This is a genomic window from Mariniblastus fucicola, from assembly GCF_008087665.1.
Taxonomy (GTDB): domain Bacteria; phylum Planctomycetota; class Planctomycetia; order Pirellulales; family Pirellulaceae; genus Mariniblastus; species Mariniblastus fucicola.
Map to the genome: position 1 here is coordinate 4,753,887 of NZ_CP042912.1, position 22,011 is coordinate 4,775,897.

Sequence of the window (22,011 nt, forward strand, 5' to 3'; positions counted from 1 at the left end):
CGTCGTGCGAAACAACAACATGATACGCCAATCCCAAAACAGCAACTCTCTCAAACATCCTCCACTTGCCGTCGTTGGAATCGGCTGTCGATTCTCTGGCGGTGTGACCGACGCTGCGTCACTGTGGAAGCTTCTCGTCGAAGGGCGATCTGGAATCGTCGAGGTGCCAACCGATCGTTGGAATCGTGATCGTTTCTATCATCCAAATCGTGCGATTCCGGGTCGCATGATCTCAAAATGGGGTGGCTTTCTGGATGGACTGGATCAATTTGATCCGCAATTTTGGGGCATTTCGCCGCGTGAAGCCGCTCGCATGGATCCGCAGCATCGTTGGCTGTTGGAAGTTGCTTGGGAAGCGATCGAAGACGGTGGGATCGCTCCGCAAAAACTGCGTGGCGAATCGGTAGGTGTCTTCGTTGGCATCGCGGGCAACGACTACGCCGGAATCCAAATGCCTCACCACGCCGGCATCGACGTGCATACCAATAGTGGCAGCACGCAAAGCATTGCGTCAAACCGAATCTCATATTTGTTGGATTTGAAAGGACCAAGCGTTTCGGTCGATACGGCATGCTCCTCCGCACTCGTCGCGATGTCTCAGGCTTGTCATAGCATTTGGAGCGGCCAATGCCGCGCTGCGCTTTCTGGTGGAGTCAACGCCATCATTACGCCGCACGCAACGATCGGATTCAGCAAAGCCCAAATGTTGTCACCGACGGGTCAGTGTTACGCGTTTGACGCGCGAGCCAACGGATACGTCCGCGGTGAAGGTGCAGCCATGGTTTTGATAAAGCCGCTCAGTGACGCGATTGCAAATGGCGATCCGGTCTACGGGGTCATTCGTTCTGCAGTCGTCAATCAAGACGGCCACACGAGTTCGATGACGGTTCCAGGAGTCGAAGGCCAGTCGGCGATGCTGCGTCAAGCTTACCGCGATGCGGACATCGAACCGTCGCATGTGGCCTACATGGAAGCCCACGGTACGGGCACGCCAGTTGGCGATCCGATCGAAGCAACCGCTCTCGGAAATGTACTTTGCGAAGGGCGTTCAGAAGACAACAAGTGCCTGGTTGGCTCTGTAAAGACAAACATTGGGCACCTTGAGTCGGGGTCTGGAATCGCAGGTTTCCTCAAGTCGCTTTTGGTTCTTCATCACGACACGGTTCCTCCGAATCGAAATTTTGAGACGCCGAACCCCAACATTCCTTTCGAGCGTCTTGGGCTTGAGATCGCCAATGAACTCCAACCGTTGCCGCATTTCGAGGGCGTCTCGCCGATAACAGCCGTAAACTCATTCGGTTTCGGTGGCACCAACGCCCATGTGGTCCTCGAAGCCGCGCCTGCTGCGGCACGCGACGTGAAATACAGTCCGACGCTTGTGCCCGGGCGGACCAATGGCATTGCCAAATCTTCCAACGGCAATGGCAACGGGGCAACGAATGGCTTTCATCGATCTGAAAAAGCCAATCGACCGTTGCTGCTTCCAATCTCTGCTCGCGACGACGCGTCGCTGAACAGCTATATGCAGCTGATCAAAGAATCAATTTCTACAGACGACAACGACCAAAACCTCGCCGACTTTTGCTATTCTGCAGGCGCCCGCAAGGAACATCACCAAAATCGCCTTGTTGTGCTCGGCCGTAGCGGTGACGAACTGCGATCGCGACTAACGCGACGGTTGACTGACGAAAACGCAACGGCAGGAATCGTCCAGGGTAAATCGACGACCAATGTTGGCGACATCACGTTCGTGTTCACAGGGCAGGGTGCCCAGTGGTGGCAGATGGGGCGCGAACTTTATGCGAACGAACCGGTTTTCAAAAACCTCATCGACCGCATTGATGCGCTGTTGGCTCCGCTGGCTTCCTGGTCGCTTGTCAACGAAATGATGAATGCGGAGTCCGAATCCAGTTCCCGTATTCACCTGACCAGCATTGCGCAACCCGCTATCTTTGCTCTTCAAGTCGCATTGGCTGAGCTGTGGAAATCGTGGGGCATTGAACCCGCCAAAGTCATCGGTCACAGCGTCGGGGAAGTCGCAGCAGCCTACGTGGCCGGAGTCTATACGCTCGATGATGCTGTAAAAATCATTTTCCATCGCAGCCGATTGCAAGATTCCGCTGGAGGCGACGGTCGAATGGCAGCGGTTGGAATTTCGGCTTCCGAAGCCAGCGAAATGATTGGCCAAAACACGGACAAATTACAAGTCGCCGTGATCAACAGCCCGAGCATGGTGACGATCGCTGGCGATCGAGAGCCACTTGAAGAGCTTGTCGACCAACTCAAAAAAGACGACAAATTCGTCCGCCTGCTGCGAATCAACTATGCGTTTCACACGCACCACATGGATCCGATTCGAGAAGAACTGCTGGACGCTTTGTCGGACATCAATCCGCTTCCGAGCCGCATTCCTTTTGTTTCCACCGTGACCAGTTGCGTCCTTCCGGGAGAAAAACTGGATGCCATGTATTGGTGGCGCAACGTTCGTCAGCCAGTGCTTTTTGCGTCGGCGATGTCGAACCTGGTACGTGCCGGAGGTCGACTTTTCCTCGAACTTGGTCCGCATCCGGCTCTGGAAAGTTCAATCATGGATGTGATGAGCGAACAGGGAAAGCAGGGTTCCGCTTTTCACTCATTGAAACGAAAGACCAGTGAGTCCGAACAGATTTTGACCAATCTTGCGGGTCTGCACGTGCTGGGCATGCCGATCGATTGGGCAGCAGTCAACCAATCATCTGAACAGTTTGTTCGCCTGCCAAAGTATCCCTGGAATCACGCTTCTCACTGGTTCGAATCGGAGCAATCCGCGAGCGCGAGACTCGACGCGATCCCGCATCCACTTTTGGAAGAACGCGTCGTTGCGGAAAAACCGACGTGGCAATTCCAGTTGGATCCTCGACTGTTTGACTATCTGCACGACCATCAGATCTGGGACAGCATCGTTTTCCCCGGTGCCGGATACGGTGAGATTGGATTGGCAATCGCGGCTCAACTGTTTCCAGAACAACCGTATGTTGTCGAAGAACTGGAGATCAAAAAGGCTCTGTTCGTTTCCGAAGACAATGTTCCGACAGTCCGGGTCACCTTCAACACGGAAACGAAGACTTTCACCGTCCACAGCACGGTCGGCAAAGACGTTTGGGATTTGAATGGCCGTGGTCGGTTGATCGAAATGCCCGCTGAACAACCGAGTCCGATCGAAATCACAGCGATTCAGAACACGCTGACTGATCACATTGACCACGATTCCTACTATGCGGATTTCGCAGCCGCGGGATACCAGTTCGGTCCGAGGTTTCGACACGTCAATAATCTTTGGCGCGTTCCTGGCGAAGTCCTGGCTGAGATTGTCGTCCCGGAGCAGATCGAAGAAACAGTTGACCAGTATCGATTCCATCCTGCGGTTCTCGATGCGTGCTTCCACGTGTTCAAAGGCATGGCACCGGTAAGCGATTCCGGCGACGATTTCTTTTTGCCGGCTCACGTGCGCCGCATTCGCCTCTACAGCGAGCAGCCGAGTGGGCGACTTTGGGCGCACGCAAGAGTCGTCACTGTCGAAGAGCACACGATCTCTTCCGACATCTTGGTCTACGATGAGAATGGAAACCGCGTCGCGGACATACTTGGCTTCCGCGTCGACCGCATGAAGCAGGGTGGAAACGAAAGCGAGTTAGATGATTTGTACTTCCAGAACGCGTGGGAGAAAGCCAAACTGCGAGGCAGTCGCGTCGCTGGTTCCTGCGAGTTCGCCACGACGTCAGACATCGTTCAACGCACTGCCCAGCGTACCGGAGAAATTTACAGGAAACACGATCTTGCAAATCACTACCACGGATTTGCGCCGCGAATCGAAGCCGTCGTTCACCAGCTTATTGAGAACGCTTACGTGCAGTTGGGCTGGAACCCAAACGCCGGCGACCAATTCACGCTGGAGCAACTCACCCGAGAGCTGAAGATTGTTCCGCAACATTATCGTCTGGTTGCTGCACAGCTTGGTTGGCTGGCTGAAGCCGGTTTGGTCCGAACTGTCGAAGATGGACGCTGGGAAGTTCTGCGCGTTCCAAGGTCCGCTGACGTCTCTGGCGAACTTGATGCGTTGGAAACGGAGTATCCGAAAGCTGCGACGGAAGTCGAATTGCAACGCACGACTGGCGACGGACTTGCTGGCGTGCTCTGCGGCGACGTCGACCCGGTCCACCTTCTGTTCCCCGGCGGATCGTCTGATTTGCTGGAATCGTTTTACGTACAAGCCTTCGACTTTCCTGCTTACACGGAGCTGATTCCGATGGCGGTGGAGCGAACAATTGAGACTTTGCCGAAACGTCGATCGCTGAGAGTTTTGGAAGTCGGAGCAGGAACGGGTTCGCTGACGAAAGCTGTGCTGCCCATTCTGCCTGCCGACCAAACAGAATACTTGTTCACTGACATTGGACCGGCGTTTCTGTCCAAAGCGAAACAGCGTTTCTCGGCGTCGCCGTTTATCGAATACAGGACACTGGACATTGAACGTGATCCGTCCGAGCAGGAAATTGCCAACGGCAGCATCGATTTCATCCTTGCCACAAACGTTTTGCACGCGACCGCTGACCTCAAGAACACGTTGGCGAACCTGAAATCGTGCCTTGCGCCTGGCGGGATTCTGATGTTCCAGGAAGTCGTCCGTCGACGAGCCGCCTGGGACAACATCTTTGGCTTGCTTGAGGGTTGGTGGCGATATACGGACACCGATTTGCGTCCCCATTCGGCGTTGCTTCGACGAGAACAATGGACGTCGCTACTGAGCGAGTGTGGATTCGCCGACGCGGGGTGTTTTCATTGCTCGCAGCAGGACGACGAAGCCGAGCAAGCTGTCTTTGTGGCGTTCGCTCCGCAGCCAGTTGAATCGGCGGACGCACCGCCGGAGGTAACCAAAGAAACGCGTTCGGATCAGGGTAGCTATCTGCTGTTCGCTGACGATTCCGGTTTGGCCAATGAGGTTGCCAGTCGATTGCGTCAACGTGGCTATCGACCGATTTTAGTAAACCAGGGTCAAGGCCTGTCAAATCCGGCTGATGACACGTTCACGATTTCAGCCACGTCGAAATCTGACATGGAGAGTTTGCTGGCCGAAACTACTGCATTGTATCAGCCGATTCGCGGCATCGTTCACTGCTGGAGTCTCGATCATCCTTCGACCTTTGGCCTTTCGACAGAACTTCTGGAGAAAAGCCAAAAGACTGGAGTTCTCAGCATTCTGAAACTGGCTCAAGCCCTCGGAGAAGAATCCTTCGACGTTCCGCCTCGAGTCCTTGTCGTCACTCGTGGAGCACAGCATGTCGTAGAAGGAGACTTCGTCGATGGCATCGCTTCGTCTCCATTGGTCGGAATCACCCGCGTCGCCAACAACGAGCATCCGCAATTCCGTTGGACATCGATTGACCTCTCGAACGTTGCGTCGTCGCACGATGCGGAAGACGTCGTCGATGAGCTGTTCGGTAGCGACGGTGAACTTGAGTTGGCCTATCGTGATCAGCTTCGATACGGCAACCGACTGAAGGCGAGAAAAACCGAAGACATCGCCAAACGCTCGGTCAATGCAGTTCGGCGGGATGGCTCAACCATTCCCTATCGAGTCGAAACCGACAGACCCGGAATACTGACTAACCTTTCGCTCAACGAAACCATTCGACGCGCACCGGAAACAGGCGAAGTCGAAGTCCAGATCCGAGCCGGCGGCATCAACTTTCGTGACGTGATGAAGGCTTTGGCGATGTATCCTGGCAATCCAGTCGACCTTCTCTGGTTTGGCGACGATTTCTCAGGCACTGTTCTGCGAGTCGGTGAAGGAGTCACGGATTTACAGCCGGGCGATGAAGTCGCCGGTATGGCGCCGTATTCGTTTCGCGCTTACAACACGGTCGACCGAAGGATGGTATTCAAAAAGCCAGCTCACCTGACGTTCGAACAGGCAGCAACGCTTTCAACTGTTTTCCTGACGACCAACTACGCGATCAACCATCTTGCACGCATGCAGCCTGGCGAAAAGATTTTGATTCACGCCGGAACGGGCGGAGTAGGGCAGGCCGCGATTCAGATTTCCCAGCATCTCGGATTGGAGATTTTTTCAACCGCGGGAACGCCGGAGAAGCGCCAGATGCTTGTCGATGCGGGCGTTCAACACGTGATGGATTCGCGAAGCCTGGACTTTGCTGACAAAATCATGGAAATCACGCAAGGCAAAGGCGTCGATGCGGTGCTGAACTCGCTCGCAGGTGAGTTCATCCCCAAGAACTTTTCTGTGCTCGCGCCATTCGGTCGTTTCCTGGAGATTGGAAAGATCGACATTTACAACAACACACGGATTGGACTGGAACCGCTGCGGAACAACATTTCCTACTTCGTGATTGATCTCGCTCAGCATTTGGAACACAAACCAGACTACGTCGCCACGATGTTCAGCGAACTGTCGGAACGATTCGACAGCGGCGACTATCAACCGCTTACCTTCAAGACGTTTCCGATCACTGAAATCGTCGAAGCATTTCGATTCATGGCTCAGGGGAAACACGTTGGCAAAAACGTCCTCACCTTCGATATCGATGAAATTCCAATCGGCCCGTGCAGCGAAGACAAACTTTTACTTCGTGCCGACGCGACGTATCTGATTGTCGGTGGAGCCAGTGGTTTTGGACTGGAGCTTGCGAAATGGATGACCGAACACGGCGCACGAAATATCGTTCTGCTCAGCCGAAGCGGTCCGCGTGACGATTCGGCAGCGGAAACGATACGCTCACTGCAACAAGCCGACTTCAACATCGTCGACGCAAGAGGTGACGTCACGCAGCAGGCCGACGTCGATCGAGTCATCGCCCAGATCGAGGCTGACATGCCGCCGCTCAAGGGCGTCGTTCATGGCGCCATGGTGTTGGACGATGAGTTTATGGCTGGACTGAATGATGAGCGGTTCAGCAAAGTTCTGCATCCGAAGATTCTGGGAGCCTGGAACTTGCACACGGCAACCAAGGATCTGTCGCTGGAACACTTCATATGCTTTTCTTCGTTTTCGTCGCTCGTCGGCGGTGCGAAACAGTCAAACTACAACTCCGGGAATCACTTCCTTGACGCCCTCGCACATCATCGGCGGTCGCTGGGCCAGCCGGCACTGACGATCAACTGGACCGCGTTGAGTGGAGCTGGCTTCGTCGAGCGAAATGAAAAAACGGCTCAGTATCTCGACAAACTGGGGATGAAATCGCTGACGATGGACGAAGCGTTTGCAGTCTTTGTGCGCATGATTGCTCGTGATCCAGTTCAGATCGCGGCGTGCCGAGCGGATTGGCAAGCGTTGTCCCGGCGGAGTCCTTTGGTCGCAAATTCCAGGACGTTCACGTCGCTGGTTGAATCCCAAAGCGGCGTTGATACGGGCGGGGCGATCAAACCGAAGCTGCTCGCTGCAGCACCGGCTCAGCGTTTTGAAATGCTGCAAGACCTTGTTGCAGAACAGGTTGGCGGCGTGTTCGGCGTCGATCCAAATCAAGTCGATCGAGAAACTTCGCTGACCAATCTTGGGCTCGACTCACTGATGGCGATTGATTTGATCAACCGCGTCGAAAGCGAATTGGGCGTCAGTGTACCGATGGGTAACGTCTTACGCGGGCCAAGTCTCAGCGAGTTAGCCGAAGTACTGATGGGGCTTATTGGCGATTCGACATCTGATGACTCGACTGTGTCTTCCGACAAACAATCGGCATCGACTTCGCTGGCGCCGCTTGCGAAGACGAGCAAGTTTGGCGATGCGTTCCCGTTGACAGAAGGCCAACAGGCGCTTTGGTTCCTGTATCGACTCGCGCCGCAAAGCTCCGCTTACAATTTGACTTTTAGTGCCAAACTAACGCCACACATTGACATCGCGTCAATGGAAAGAGCATTCGAGTTATTGTTCAGGCGACACCCGATGCTGGACGTCACATTCTGCGATTCCGACGGACAACCACTCCAGCGGTACCGTCGCGACGGCAGCGTGGATTTTCGTGAGCACGACACGATGTCACTCAACGGTGAGGAATTGGACAACCTGTTGGTCGAGCACGCCAACCAGCCGTTCGATTTGGAAAACGGCCCTGTGATTCGGCTCGAGCTATTCCGCACCAACGACGGGCACATCGCTTTGATGACGATGCATCATATTATTTCCGATGCCTGGTCAGTCACCGTTTTGTTCAGAGATCTGATTGAATCCTATTTTTCAATTCGTGCCGGAAGAGATCCACAGTTCGCTCCGATCGAAATCGGATATGAAGACTTTGTTGCGTGGGAGCAGGAACATTTGGCCAGCGATGCTGGTGAGCAGATGAAAAACTGGTGGAAGCAGCACATCGACGGCGCACCACTGAGCATCGATTTGCCAACCGACCATCCTCGTCCGGCAGTCCAGTCATTCCGCGGCGCGACTCTTGGATTCAAACTCGACGAAGAACTAACTCATCAGGTTTTGCAAACAGCAGCCCAGCAAAACGTCACGCTATTTACATTGATGCTGTCCAGCTATGACATCCTATTGCACCGATACACCGGACAGGATGATTTCCTGGTCGGAAGCCCAATGGCGGGGCGGCAGCATCCTGAACTTCGGCAATCCGTCGGCTATTTCGTGAACCCGGTGCCACTTCGCAGCCGCGTCGATGACGACCCGACTTTCACAAGCTATCTTCGCCGAACCAAAGAAACGGTCACCAGCGGACTCGAACACCAGCAGTATCCTTTCAAGCGAATGGTGCAGGAATCTGGAGGATCTCGCGACACCTCGCGGTCGCCACTTTTTCAGGTCGCATTTTCCATGGAACGCATCCCTGGTTTCGACGAACAGGGAATCGCAGTTTTCCTGATTGGGGAAGGCGGATACAAGTTCCATCTTGGCGACATGGAGATGGAGTCGATCGATTTGCTGACTCGCCAGGCCCAATTCGAAATCATGTTGGTTGTTGAAGAAGCCGGAGGAAACATTTACGGCTGCTGGCAATATAACCGGGACCTGTTCGACGCAGAAACGATTGAGCGATTGAATGAAATGTATCACGATCTGCTGATGCAGCTGACGCGAAATCCAAACAAGCGAATCTCTCAGTACTCGATCGCAACCGAATCGGAGTTCCATCAAACGACCGAAGAATCGACAGACGATTTGCCGATCGAAGTTCGCGTTGAACAGTGGAACAAGACCGAGACCGCATTGGATAATGATCGTCCGGTACACGAGCAGATCGAACAGCAGGCTTTGAAAACGCCAGACGCAATTGCCGTTGTTTGTGGTAGCGAATCGCTCACCTATCGGGAACTCAACGAGAAAGCCAATCAACTTGCGTGGCACCTTAAGGAACTCGGAGTCGGGCCAGACGTTCGAGTCGGAATTTCGATCCAACGTGAAGTGCAACTGATTGTCACAATCCAAGCGGTGTTGAAAGCCGGCGGTGCATATGTTCCGCTCGATCAAAGCTATCCTCAAAAACGCCTGCAACAGATCACCACCACGGCAGAACTGTCCGTCGTTGTCACTGACCAGGCTCATCGTGAAAAATTCGCAGATACCTGTGAACATGTCGCCTGCTTTGATGCGGATGATTTGACTATCGCCAGACAACGCAATGACAACCCACCGGTGACGGCGTCCGCAGAAAACTTGATGTACGTGATCTACACATCAGGTTCGACAGGCGATCCAAAAGGAGCAGGCGTTTACCATCGCGGATTCACGAACCTGGTAGACTGGTTCCGTCGCGAGTTCGAAATCGACGCCAACGATCGTTCACTGGTTGTCACTTCCCATGGCTTCGATTTGACGCAAAAGAATCTGTTCGCGACGCTCACAGTCGGCGGCCAGGTCCATCTGACGGATTGCCAGATCTTTGATCCTGGCATCATCCTGAACGAAGTCTCGCAAGCTGACATTTCACTGCTCAACTGCACACCCAGCAACCTCTATCTGTTGCTGAGCGATTCAGAAAAGACTCCTCAGTTGAATTCGTTGCGGATGGTTTTCCTTGGTGGAGAGCCAATTGACATGGCGAAACTTGCACCGTGGCGAAACCAATCTGGCTTTGCCACCACCATCGTTAACACATACGGGCCAACCGAATGTACTGACATATGCTCTTTCTATCGCATTGCACCGGACAGCATCGAGAAATCGATCCCGGTCGGTTTTCCGATCTCGAATGTGCAAACCTGGGTTCTCGATGAGCAACTGCGGAAAGTTCCTGTCGGCGTGACCGGCGAACTTTGCATCGGTGGAGTGAGCGTCGGGGCAGGATATCTGCATGACTCGCAACTGACGTCGGAAAAGTTCGTTGCCAATCCGTTTGCATCGGATGATTGCGATCGAATCTACCGGACGGGCGACTTGTGTCGCTACCGCGAAAATGGAGCCATTGATTTCATCGGTCGCGTAGACGATCAAATCAAAATTCGAGGCAACCGAGTCGAACTTGGCGAAATCGAATCTGTTTTGCTAACGCATTCGCAGATCACTGACTGTGCCGTGATCGCCGTCGACGATGCTCGTGGCAACAAACGACTGGTCGCTTTTTTCGTTGCAAACTCCGTTCAACCAGGCAGCAACGGGCATCCGGTCGAAGCGTCAACTCCTCCATCGTCTGATGAACTGAAGCAGTTCCTTTTCGATCAACTGCCCTCGTACATGGTGCCGTCGCTGTTCAATTCTTTAGCACAAATGCCACTGACTCCGCACGGCAAAGTCGACCGAAGAGCACTCGCATCGATCGGCAATCGGTTCCGGCGAGTTGACTATCTCGCGCCGCGAAATGAAACGGAAATCATGCTGTCCGGGCTTTGGGAAGCAGTTTTGGGAGAAGAACGAATCGGCGTCAAAGATGGCTTCTTTGATCTGGGCGGTGACTCGATGATGAGCATTGAGTTGGTGATCAAAATCCGTAAAGCGACCGGCATTGAAGTCCCGCTGGCGGTGCTGCTGCAGAACGACACGGTCGCCGGAATGGCCAACTACCTGAGCCAGAATCCAAACTCGGCCTGGTCTCCGATCGTTCCAATTCAAACTCACGGAGATCGGCCACCGCTGTTTTGCATTCACCCAGTCGGTGGCAACGTGCTGTGCTACGCTCCGCTGGCCGATGCGCTGGGTGACAACCAACCGGTCTACGGTCTGCAAGCCCGAGGCGTTGCAGGAACCGATGAGCCACTGGCTTCGATGGAGTTGATGGTTGAAGACTACCTGAGCGCGATTCGCGAAATCCAGCCGTCAGGCCCGTACCATTTTGCGGCCTGGTCATCAGGAGGAATTGTGGCTTACGAAATCGCCAGACGGCTGATCGACAATGGCGAACAAGTCGCGACGGTTGCGTTGTTTGACTCTTTCGCACCGGCGTTGATGCGGATTGATGTTGACGATGATGCAATGATCCTGGCCGAATTGGTGAAGTTCCTCAATCGCTTTTACAACCTCAACATCGACGTGAGCTATGACTCCCTGGCTTCAGCCGGACCGGACGAACGGATCGCGATGACACTGGCCAGCGCCAAGCAAACCGGTTTTGTTCCCGAAGACTTTGACGAAGCCTACATGCGTCGATTCCTGTCTGTTTGCAAAGCCAACCTTCGCGCGATCAGCCAATATATCGAAGTCCAGCAGCCTGAAGTTCCAGCCGTTCTGTATCGAGCTTTGGATCCGAACGGGCGTAGCTATACGATTGATTCCGATTCAGCATCAGATCTTGGCTGGGGAAAATTGATTGGCCGCTCCATTGAGGTGATCGACATGAATGCGGATCACGTTTCCATAATTTCTGGCGAAGAAGTCGCGAAAGTTGCCAACGATCTTCGTGAAAGGATCGGTGTCCTTACCAAAACCAATCCAGCCTAGCGAACCAAATGCCGCAGGCAAATTCCTGCAAACGACTGGCTCCCTTGACATGCGCCCCGCGTATCGCAAACTAGACGCGAACCGGGAAGGCCTGTTTGAGTATTTTGGGAAATCAATTTGAACAAGTGCTGATTCGCTGATTGACGGACCTCATCCGTCAAGATCACAGGAGCAAACATTGAAAATCTATATCACATCGGTCATGGTTGACGACCAGGATAAAGCCTTCCAGTTCTACACGAACGTGCTGGGCTTCCAAACGAAGCATGATATTCCGATGGGAAAATATCGCTGGCTGACGCTCACGTCTTCAGATGATGAAAACGGCGTCCAGCTCGCGCTCGAACCCGCGGCTCATCCTGCCGTAGCGCCGTTTCGCGACGCGATGCTGAAGGATGGAATTCCGTGGACCTCGTTTTCTGTCGACAACCTCGACGAGGAACATGCTCGCCTTGAAAAACTTGGCGTTCAGTTCACGCAGCCCCCAACCACGCAGGGTGGCTACACGACTGCCGTTTTTGATGACACGTGCGGGAATCTGATTCAGATTATCCAACTGCTGCCGGAAGCTTAGGTTCAAGAAGAATGTCGTTGGCGAGGCTGGTAACTTACTTTGAGCCACGAACCAATCTCGCCGAAAAAGACTCCTTTCGGTATAACACCAGCTTCCATCAAGTCTCAAAACGACCCGAAATCAATGTCTGAAACCCCCAAAGAAGAAAAGCTCGACTTCGTACGCCAAATCGTTGCTGACGATATCGCCAACGGAAAAAACGAAGGACAAGTCCAGACGCGGTTTCCTCCTGAGCCCAATGGCTATTTGCATATCGGACATGCGAAGTCGATCTGTTTGAATTTCGGCATCGCGAAACAGTTTGGCGGCAAATGCAATCTTCGCTTTGACGACACCAACCCGGAAAAGGAAGACACGGAGTTCGTTGAAGCCATCGAAGAAGATGTCCGCTGGCTGGGTTTCGAATGGGACAAAAAACTGTTCGCCTCCGACTATTTCGACCAACTCTACGATTGGGCGGTGCAGTTGATCAAGGAAGGCAAAGCCTATGTCTGCGATTTGACTTTCGAAGAAGTCCGCGAATACCGCGCGGGCTGGAACAAGGAAGGTAAGGACAGTCCGTATCGCGATCGCACGCCGGAAGAGAACCTCGATCTGTTCGAGCGAATGAAGAACGGCGAGTTCAAGGACGGAGAAAAATCGCTCCGCGCGAAAATCGACAACAGCTCGCCCAACATGAACCTCCGCGATCCAGCCATGTATCGCATCCGACACGCTCACCATCATCGCACGGGCGACAAATGGTGCATCTACCCGACTTACGACTACACGCACGGCCAAAGTGATTCGCTCGAAGGCATCACGCATTCGTTGTGCACACTCGAGTTTGAAAACCATCGTCCGCTTTACGACTGGTACATCGAAGCGTTAGGCATCCATCATCCTCAGCAGATCGAATTCGCGCGGCTGAACCTTTCCCACACCGTGATGAGCAAACGAAAACTGCTGGAACTGGTTCAGAGCGGCCTCGTTTCCGGTTGGGACGATCCGCGAATGCCTACCATCGTCGGAATGCGTCGCCGCGGATTTACGCCGGAAGCACTGCGTAACTTTTGCGACCGAATCGGTATCACGAAGTTCAACGGGCTGACCGAGTTGCCGATGTTGGAATTGTGTATCCGCGATCATTTGAACCGAACGGCGAATCGGGCAATGGTGGTGCTGGATCCGCTTAAAGTCGTGATCACGAACTACCCCGAAGGTAAATCGGAGATGCGTCAGGCGATCAACAATCCGGAAGACGAATCAGCCGGGACTCGCGAAATGCCGTTTGGCCGTGAGCTGTTTATCGAACGCAAGGACTTCATGGAGGAAGCTTCGAAGAAGTACTTTGGCTTGACGGTCGGCAAAGAGGTCCGGTTCAAGAACGCGTTCTTTGTAAAGTGCAACGACGCGATCAAGGACGACGACGGCAACATCGTGGAACTTCACTGCACCTACGATCCTGAAACTTCTGGCGGCAAGGCTCCGGACGGCCGGAAGGTCAAAGGCACGCTGCATTGGGTGAGTGCGGAGCATGCAATCGATGCCGAAGTGAGGCTTTACGATGTGCTGTTCACGCAGGAGAAACCGGAGAACGTCGAAGAGGGTGAGGACTGGAAAGACAACCTGAACCCTGAGTCACTGAAGGTGCTGACCGGTTGCAAATTGGAGCCGTCCCTCGCGGAAGCCAAAGTCGGCGATCGGTTCCAGTTCGAGCGAATGGGTTACTTTTGCATGGACAAAGATTCCCAGCCAGGCAAACCGGTATTCAATCGCACGGTGACGCTAAAAGACGGTTTTGCGAAAAAGAAGAAAAAGTAGACTTTGGGACGAGCTTCCGTTGGCACGCGTCGATGGATCGGGGCATCCGCCAATGGACGTTGCGGCATCTTGAGGTTCGATTGGCGGGTATAGAATAGCGGGGTCGAACACGTTCCGAATGAGCCTCCGAATGCATCCGCAAAATCAGATCTACGCTGGCCTTATTCTGATGTCGCACAGTCTGTTTATCGGTATCGGAATGGCGATTGCGTTCCTGATTCCCGTCAACATCAATGAGGGAACGGAGGTGGGACTTGACACGTCCAGCCTCGAATACGAGCGACAGTCCAAGGCTCAACTGTTGTCCTGGCTGGCGATTTTGGAATTGCCGCACAAGGAAATGCTGGCCAGCAAGGAAACGGTTGACGTGATGCTGAAAACGAAATCTCAGTGGGCGGATTTTGAGTTTTTCCAGGGCGTGGATTTAAAAGAGCTGGGCGGCCATCTTTCGCGTCGACTTTCCGTGACTGAAAATCCGAACAGTAAGCTGCGATGGAAGATTCATCTAAGCGGAGCGACGGCAGATGATCAATCGGCGCTATCTGCGTCTCTTCTCCAGGCCTATGAAGAGCGATTGCAGACAATCGTTGAGGAGCGTGACACACCCGTTGAGGTTGGGATGGTGAACCACGGGGCTGCTGTTGAAAACGGCCAAGACGAGGCGCTTGCGGAAGTTTTTGGAAAGACCGTTGACCCGCTAATGGGTGCTCTTCTGGCGGTAGTCGCAGTGGTCTTGATCTGGTCGTTTTTCTTGCCGTCAACAATGCGAAAGCTTCCGATCTCGTTGTCGGCTATTGTGCTGTTGGGAGCAGCGCTGGCGTGTGCGTTCGTTGGCGCTGCGGCACAATACGTGTGGCACGCGAACCAAAATCCACAGCGACAGAGCCTAGCCGTTGTTCAAATCGCCAGCCAAACGTCTCTTATGCTGGAGACGAATCCGGACATGCGTTCCCTCATCGCCAGAATCCGCGAAAAGCTAAACGACCCGCCAGGCATCGACCCCGCGTTTAAAAGAGGGGTGATTGAAGCGATCGTCTCCAGGAAAAAGATGGAACGCTGGAAGTCGTTTGCCCCAATTGCCGCGGCGGCAAAAGAATCGGGCACTCACCAGGAATCAAAAACTGGCTTTCAGACGATCCCCCGTTTCGGCCAAAACAGGGAGCCTCCTTCGGTGGCTGACTATATCTTCGATCGCATGGTGATCGAACCTGAACCGGACGCTGCGGACATCTTCACCATCCGATTTAGCTGTAGCGATGGTACCGACGCCTGTTCCGTGCTGACCAACTTCATCAGTTTTTCACAGGAATACCTCGATACTGCAAACGAACGGTGGCTGAAATACGCTCAAGCTGGTGCTCAACTGGCACCGCCACGTTTGAAACTGAACCTGTTTTCGTCGACGGACGAAGCAGAAAAAATTTGGCCATCCATCGGGCCTGATACCGTTTCCAGCGGAGCCTACCTTGGAGCGATTCTGGCTTTGGTGCTGGTGTCGTCTGGAAAAGTTTTGATCGGTGTGACGCCAGTTTGAAACCGGTCTGGCCGCGTTTGGGCTGATTCGATCAAGGAATTGTTGGCGACGCAGTGGTCTGGTTGGACGATATCGGTGTTCAATATTGTTATCATGCGTGCAAGACCACACACATGCGAGTTAACCATGAAACGAATTGCCACGAGTTTATTGCTTCCGATTCTTGCGATCGGGTTTTGCTTTTTCAATCCTTTGCCTGAGGCTGCCAACGCCCAGCAAAACTGGCCCGAGTTCCGTGGTCCCACGGGAGATGGCCATGCGACCGACGCCAAACTTCCGACAGAGCTTGATTCGTCGAAGGTATCCTGGGAGTTGCCGATTCATGGCAAAGGTTGGTCGTCGCCAGTGATCTGGGACGATCAGGTTTGGCTGACCACGGCGACGGATGACGGCAAGCAGCAATCTGTGATTGGCGTCGACCTCGAATCGGGTGAAAAACTGCACGACTTTGTGGTGTTCGAAAACGAAGACCCGGATTTTTGCCACGACACAAACAGCTATGCCAGCCCAACGCCAGCGATCGAAACCGGGCGACTGTACGTCCATTTCGGCAGCTATGGGACGGCATGTCTGGATACTGAAACGGCGAAAATCATCTGGCAGCGGCGAGACCTCCCTTGCGATCACTTTCGTGGCCCGGCATCGTCGCCGATTTTGTACAAGAACCTGTTGATCGTTGCCTTTGACGGATTCGATCACCAGTACGTGGTCGCGTTAAACAAGGAGACTGGCGAAACGGTTTGGAAAAAGGACCGTGACATCAAGTACGGCACCGACAATGGCGACTACAAGAAAGCCTACGGAACCGGAGCGATTTTTGACGTCGGTGGCAGGCCTTTGTTGGTCTACCCAAGTGCCGTTGCGACAATCGCCTACGATCCAATGACAGGCAAGCAAGCCTGGACGGTCTATCACGATGGGATGAACGCGTCGGCTCGTCCTTTGATCACCGAAGATGGCCTGGTGATCGTGTCCAACGGGCATGGCAAGTTGCTGGCGATCAAACCAGAAGGCAAAGGCAACATCTCGGAGACGCATGTCGCGTGGCAGTCCACCAAAGCCATTCCCAGAAAGTCGTCGCCAATCATTGTTGACGGAAAAATGTATATGAATGAGGACAAAGGCATCCTCTCTTGCGTTGATCCGTCGACAGGCGAGCCGTTTTGGAAACAGCGTGTTGGCGGAACTTATGCGGCGTCTCCGATTTTTGCAGACGGCAAGCTTTACTTTTTCTCCGGCGAGGGAAAAATCCACGTGCTCAAGCCCGGCGACAAGTTTGACTTGGTGAGCGAATCCAGCTTGGGTGACGGGTTCAACGCGTCGCCTGCGGTCAGCGGCAATCGTCTGGTTCTGCGGTCGATTTCGAAGCTCTATTGTCTTGAAGAATAGTCTCGCATGATTAGTCTGAATTCTGGAATCCGCGACCGACAGCTCATAGCGCTTCGTTCGCAAAGATCTCAAGTCCTGATGCTTATTGTCGGCATGCTGATGATTGCCATGACGACGTCCGCTTCGTTTGGGCAGACGCAAAGCCAAACAAACGCGAAAGAACAAGCTTTAAAGGAGACTTCGTCCCGCCGGATTCAACAGCAAGTTAATGCCGTGGTCATTAATGCATTTCGAGCAACCCACGATGGCTGGAGTTCCGATGAAGTCATTTTGCAAAGTGAACTCAATGATTTATTTTTGTCCAGTTGCGAGGACTTGATCAACGAATCCAATGCTGGCTTTGACGAAAAAACGATGCCGACGACGGAAGATCTGAATTGGGCTCTGATGAATCTTCGTAAGGCCGGGAAACTCAAATCCAAAACTACAAAACGAAAACGAATCGACACGACGTCCGTCTCACACATCGCAGAGATCGTCACACGAAGCATGTCGGACAAACATCAATGCTCAATCGATCGCATGATGTGCAACAGCGAATTAAGGGCCGAGTTCGATCAGGCGGCCAAAGAAATCGACGACTCGATCAACAGCTACGCAGTTCGCAAAGCCGCATTTCAACTACGCAAAGCTCGGCGTCTGCGTCCGGAACTGATAACCCGAATCGCTGACTGGGGACGCAATGTCAGCTCACATTCGATTCAGGACATCCTGGACAACCCAAAGTTACTCAACGAACACCCGGGCATCTACATCTTCAGCGACGCCACAGGATATCTCTACATCGGGCAAACCGACAACTTGCGTGAACGGCTTCTTCAGCACCTCGACGAATCGCACAATCTGTCACTGGCGAAGTATTTGGACACCGAAGCCAACGATTCAATTTCGATCGAAGTCCATGACTTCGACCCGGAATCACAAGCCTCCAAGACGATGGTTCGCAGAGCTTATGAGTCCGCGTTGATCGCGAGCCGCAAGCCTCGATTCAACATTCAGCCCTGAACTCTGGCTGAGAGATTGAAGTCACGCCGAATCGATCTAAAGTTGAGTTTGGCTATCCGCAGACTTACAGGACGACATCGGAATCACTGCCCAACGGCAATTCAACGGAATTGATGAAGATCTCCAACACGTCAAAAAGCAGATCGATTTTGGCTTTGATAAAGTATCCCGAAACATTGGAGTCGTACGCATCCGCAATATCGCGTCGATGTCGGGACGTCGTCAGAACGAAAACGATATTCTTGCGCAGCAGGCTATCTTTCCTCAACTCTCTGAGAAACTGGTGCCCATTCATGCCTGGCATATTGATATCCAGCAATGTAATAACACGTTCAGCCGTCGCCGGAGGAAGATCCCGTAAGTAGGCAAGTGCGTTGGAAGCGTCATTGAAATCGCGAACATCACAGTCAAGCTTGCGACGCTCGATGCCCCGACAGACGACTTCCGTATCAACTTCGTCGTCCTCAACGATCAGAACGATGGGTTTCTCATCTCTCATGGCACAACTCCCGCTCGCGATTCTCGACGCATTCGATTTCTACAGGCCAGGACAGTTCGAAAACAGCTCCCATTCCGATATCCGACTCAACATGAATATCGCCGCCCGATTTTCGAACCTGTTTTCTAACGATAGCGAGCCCCATGCCGCTGCCTTCCACCTGAGCATCTCCAACTCGTTGATACATTTGAAAAACGCGATCATGGTTGCCAGGATGAATTCCGGGACCATTGTCTGCAACGGATAGCATCAACTCATTTTCTTCAGTGACGCGACCATGAATTCGAATACAGCCCTCAGCTTCCTTGTCATTGTGCTTGATCGCGTTTCCGACCAAATTTAGAACAACCTGCTCGAACTGCACTTTGGTAATTTTCAATTGTGGAACGTCAATGTCGTACTGAATATTGATCTCATGCGGGTTGTCCAACATCTCCACAGCATCCTCGATCAGCTCTCCCAGATCGACCATTTCTGCCATGGAATCTCCCGTGGCGACTCGTGAGAAATCGAGCAAGTCATCCAACAGCGATTCCAGCTTGCCGACGCGGCCCAGCAATTGATCGATATGTTTCTGCGACGCCGATTCGAGGCGATCTCTGGCGTCTTCGTTGATCCATTGAGCCAATTGACGAATTCCACGCAGCGGCGATTTTAGATCGTGTGACGCAACATAGGCAAAGTCGTCAAGCTCGTCGTTTTTCTCTTTCAGTTCGACCGACTTCCGCTCCAACTCCGAATTAAGCAAACGTGTTTCTTCCAAAAGCTCTCTTGTTCGGTTGTTGGAGTCTCGAAATACCGTTGCCGCACGTGCCATTTTTCCGATCTCGTCGGGACGGTCTTCCCCGGGGATAGAATCCACACTCTCTCCGTCCGACAGGCGTTCGAAACAACTCGTCAACCTCGTAATCGGCGGTAGAATCTTGTACGCGAGGGACACCGCAACCAGGACCGACGCAAGCCCGGCTGCAAGGTTGATGGTTCGAACCATTATCCGGGTCGATGCCATCTTCCTTTCGTTTTCGATATTAATCTGCTTTAGCTTTCCCGCTGCCAGCTCGCGCAGACCGCGTGCATAAAAGCTGATCTCTGACTGCTCACCCGCCATCACCACGTTTCGCAAGTACAAATAGCTGCGGGTTGCGTGCACCATTCTCATCCCGGTGACCGTGTACTCTTCGATCAGTTTCTCCAATCGTTCAGCGTGGTCTGGAGCAGCTTGCACCATTGAGAGACAGGTTTTCGCTTCCAAAATCGAGGAAATCGCTTTGTTGGCTGCAGTCGAATCCGGTGTATCGAAGTAGCTCAAAAACGCGAGGTTCGCGCTCCGGATGGCTGCCTCACAATCGGACAACCCTCGGTTGTCGAACGTCGTTTCGCTTGACTGACCAATCTCAGTTCGGGTCAGCTCAATCTGCTCAAAGAACTTGACCGTGATCGACTGAAACTTTTTGTCGCGAAGAGACTTTCGAATCTCCCGCTCCGCCACAACCATCTCAAAGTTCTTTAAATAGGTTCTCAGGTGAGCGCCAATTTTCTCATACCGGTTTCGGATCTCCGCGTCTGCATTCTTTGCAGTATCACTTCCAACTTTCGCCAACACTTCGTTGCAACATCGCTCAACTTCAGTTGAGAACGACTCGTGACCTGTTTCCACAAACTGATCCACACTTTGTCGAATTTGTTGCGTATCCAACTCCAATTGCAACACGTCCATGTTGATCAAACTCATTCGCCGAGCCGTACTTTGTCGCGCCTGGATATGACTGTCGCCAAACCAGTCCACAAACTTTCCGACCGAGAAAAACACGGCGATCAGCATCAGGCTTCCGAATATTCGGTGCTTTAAAGTGAAATTGCTCATAGGTTTGCGAAAGTTATCAAGGAGGGAATTCAGAGGTTGGGTTCAACTGGATTTGATTACGTCGCGGCGAGAAAACTCTGCCACGCGCGAAGCGAATACTCATAAGTCGGCATGACGGTATTCCAAACCGCGATGTTGTCGAATCGTCGTTGATAGGAACCGCCGTCGCGTGTACGTCCCTTTTTGGCAACGACGGAATTATTGGTTCCAAGGAGATCTTCGGTCGCAGGTTTACCTTCGTACCAGTAGTCCCATTCTGACTGACTCAGATGCTGTCTGGCTCTCCGTGGATTGGAAATGTAGTATCCCTGACGCGCGATGTAGGCTCCAGGCCAACCAGATAACCACCAGTTCATGAACTCATAGGCTGCATCCTGTTTCGCGCCGTTGGTTCGCGATGAAAGGCACATGACACCGTGCCACGCGCGAAAGCCTTCCTTCGGCGAGGCGTAAACGCAATCCACACCTTCGCTTCGAAGCGAATAAACTGCCGGCGAAAACATGCTTTCCAAGTGAACTTCACGGTCTCGCATCATGTCCACGGACTGCGGCACACTGCTCCAGGCACCTCGAAAGTGACCTTTCCGACGAAAACCGATCAGGATTTCAAACAGTCGGTCAATTTCAGCGTGAGTCAAACTGCCAATGTCTTCGAACTTCATTAGCCCTGCCGCTTCGACTGCGAGCGCGGCGTCGAAAATCCCAATCGAGGGAGCATTGACCAGAGCAACTTTGCCGTGAAACTGCTCGTCCAAAAGCCATCCCCAGCTTTCCGTCTGATAAGGTTGCCCCTGTTTGACGAACTCGGTGTCGTAGCCAAAGGAGTCGACATTGTGCACGTAGGGAAGAAACGAAATGTTGTTGCCTGGTCGAGCGCCCAGCGACTGATCGGGTTGGACGTAGACCATTTTGTGCGGAGCATCGCCAGCGCCCAGTTTCGAATTCTTTGTCAGTCGACCGACTTTCGAGATCCCGTTGATTTCGTCCCAGTAACGGATCCTCCTCGCATCAATCTGCTGGATGGACCTTGCTTGCCAGAGGACCTTTATGCTGTTGGACCACTGCTCGTAGAGGTCAAATGATTCCGGACGGGTCGATGCCTGATGCAGGACTTCTGCACTTCCTCCGGGCTGAAACTGAATTTCGATTCCAAGGTCTTTCTCAGCCTGGACTCGAATCTCCTCCTGCAGCGTTACATGAGTTCCAAGGACTCTGAGCTTAAACTTCTTCGGAATGTAAACGTACGGCGCCATCGAAGCTGCAAACGCAACGCCGGATGATTTGAGAAACTTTCGTCGGGATAAATTCATGTCAATTTCTGGCCAAACTGCCAATCTGGGAAACGGGAGAGCTCGCGTGTATCGGTTGGTGCCCGCTCTCGCATGGAAATAGGTTTTGCCCTATTGCTCCAACTCAGAGTTTTCATTTCACGCACAACGCCGTGTGAACCGTTTGGCAATCGCTTTCATTG

Annotated in this window: 9 protein-coding genes; 6 read left to right on the forward strand and 3 right to left on the reverse strand. The window is 53.0% G+C overall.

Annotated elements, in window-relative coordinates; all coding sequences use genetic code 11:
- The first annotated feature begins 19 nt into the window (after positions 1-19).
- The 6 genes from MFFC18_RS17625 (at position 20) to MFFC18_RS17650 (ending at position 18,177) form a co-directional block, all read left to right on the forward strand.
- A complete protein-coding gene (locus MFFC18_RS17625) occupies positions 20-11,872 on the forward strand; it encodes a non-ribosomal peptide synthetase/type I polyketide synthase (protein WP_148618959.1) in 11,853 nt (3,950 codons plus the stop codon).
- Positions 11,873-12,050: 178 nt separating this feature from the next.
- On the forward strand, positions 12,051-12,446 hold the full coding sequence (locus tag MFFC18_RS17630; protein ID WP_075083038.1) for a VOC family protein: 396 nt from the start codon (positions 12,051-12,053) through the stop codon (positions 12,444-12,446).
- A gap of 123 nt (positions 12,447-12,569) precedes the next feature.
- Entirely contained in the window at positions 12,570-14,249 is a 1,680-nt protein-coding gene (locus tag MFFC18_RS17635; RefSeq protein ID WP_075083037.1) for a glutamine--tRNA ligase/YqeY domain fusion protein, read from the forward strand.
- Positions 14,250-14,379: 130 nt separating this feature from the next.
- Positions 14,380-15,783 carry a hypothetical protein gene (locus MFFC18_RS17640; protein ID WP_148618960.1) on the forward strand — a complete coding sequence of 468 codons (1,404 nt, stop codon included), beginning with the start codon at positions 14,380-14,382 and terminating at the stop codon, positions 15,781-15,783.
- Between the two features lie 126 nt (positions 15,784-15,909).
- Positions 15,910-17,172 (forward strand): outer membrane protein assembly factor BamB family protein, encoded by a 1,263-nt coding sequence (locus MFFC18_RS17645; protein WP_075083035.1) that lies wholly within the window; start codon positions 15,910-15,912, stop codon positions 17,170-17,172.
- A 6-nt stretch (positions 17,173-17,178) separates the two neighbouring features.
- Positions 17,179-18,177, forward strand: a complete 999-nt coding sequence (locus tag MFFC18_RS17650) for a GIY-YIG nuclease family protein (protein ID WP_075083034.1) — start codon at positions 17,179-17,181, stop codon at positions 18,175-18,177.
- A gap of 64 nt (positions 18,178-18,241) precedes the next feature.
- On the opposite strand, the gene MFFC18_RS17655 is transcribed toward MFFC18_RS17650, so the two are convergent.
- The 3 genes from MFFC18_RS17655 to MFFC18_RS17665 are packed head-to-tail and all read right to left on the reverse strand — an operon-like array spanning position 18,242 to position 21,850.
- The gene (locus MFFC18_RS17655; protein WP_075083033.1) at positions 18,242-18,676 is read right to left on the reverse strand and encodes a response regulator; all 435 of its coding nucleotides are present in this window, start codon (positions 18,674-18,676) and stop codon (positions 18,242-18,244) included.
- A complete protein-coding gene (locus tag MFFC18_RS17660) occupies positions 18,666-20,540 on the reverse strand; it encodes a sensor histidine kinase (RefSeq protein WP_084416896.1) in 1,875 nt (624 codons plus the stop codon). Before MFFC18_RS17660 ends, MFFC18_RS17655 begins: the two co-directional genes overlap by 11 nt.
- A 56-nt stretch (positions 20,541-20,596) precedes the next feature.
- Positions 20,597-21,850: an ABC transporter substrate-binding protein gene (locus MFFC18_RS17665; RefSeq protein WP_075083031.1), complete on the reverse strand. Its 1,254-nt coding sequence runs from the start codon at positions 21,848-21,850 to the stop codon at positions 20,597-20,599.
- Positions 21,851-22,011 lie beyond the last annotated feature (161 nt).

What these genes read in the sequence shown, in the direction of transcription:
- MFFC18_RS17625 (WP_148618959.1), top strand. Translation starts at nt 20, where the DNA reads ATGATACGCCAATCCCAAAACAGCAACTCTCTCAAACATCCTCCACTT.
- MFFC18_RS17635 (WP_075083037.1), top strand. Translation starts at nt 12,570, where the DNA reads ATGTCTGAAACCCCCAAAGAAGAAAAGCTCGACTTCGTACGCCAAATC.
- MFFC18_RS17640 (WP_148618960.1), top strand. Translation starts at nt 14,380, where the DNA reads ATGCATCCGCAAAATCAGATCTACGCTGGCCTTATTCTGATGTCGCAC.
- MFFC18_RS17645 (WP_075083035.1), top strand. Translation starts at nt 15,910, where the DNA reads ATGAAACGAATTGCCACGAGTTTATTGCTTCCGATTCTTGCGATCGGG.
- MFFC18_RS17650 (WP_075083034.1), top strand. Translation starts at nt 17,179, where the DNA reads ATGATTAGTCTGAATTCTGGAATCCGCGACCGACAGCTCATAGCGCTT.
- MFFC18_RS17655 (WP_075083033.1), bottom strand. Translation starts at nt 18,676, where the DNA reads ATGAGAGATGAGAAACCCATCGTTCTGATCGTTGAGGACGACGAAGTT.
- MFFC18_RS17660 (WP_084416896.1), bottom strand. Translation starts at nt 20,540, where the DNA reads ATGAGCAATTTCACTTTAAAGCACCGAATATTCGGAAGCCTGATGCTG.
- MFFC18_RS17665 (WP_075083031.1), bottom strand. Translation starts at nt 21,850, where the DNA reads ATGAATTTATCCCGACGAAAGTTTCTCAAATCATCCGGCGTTGCGTTT.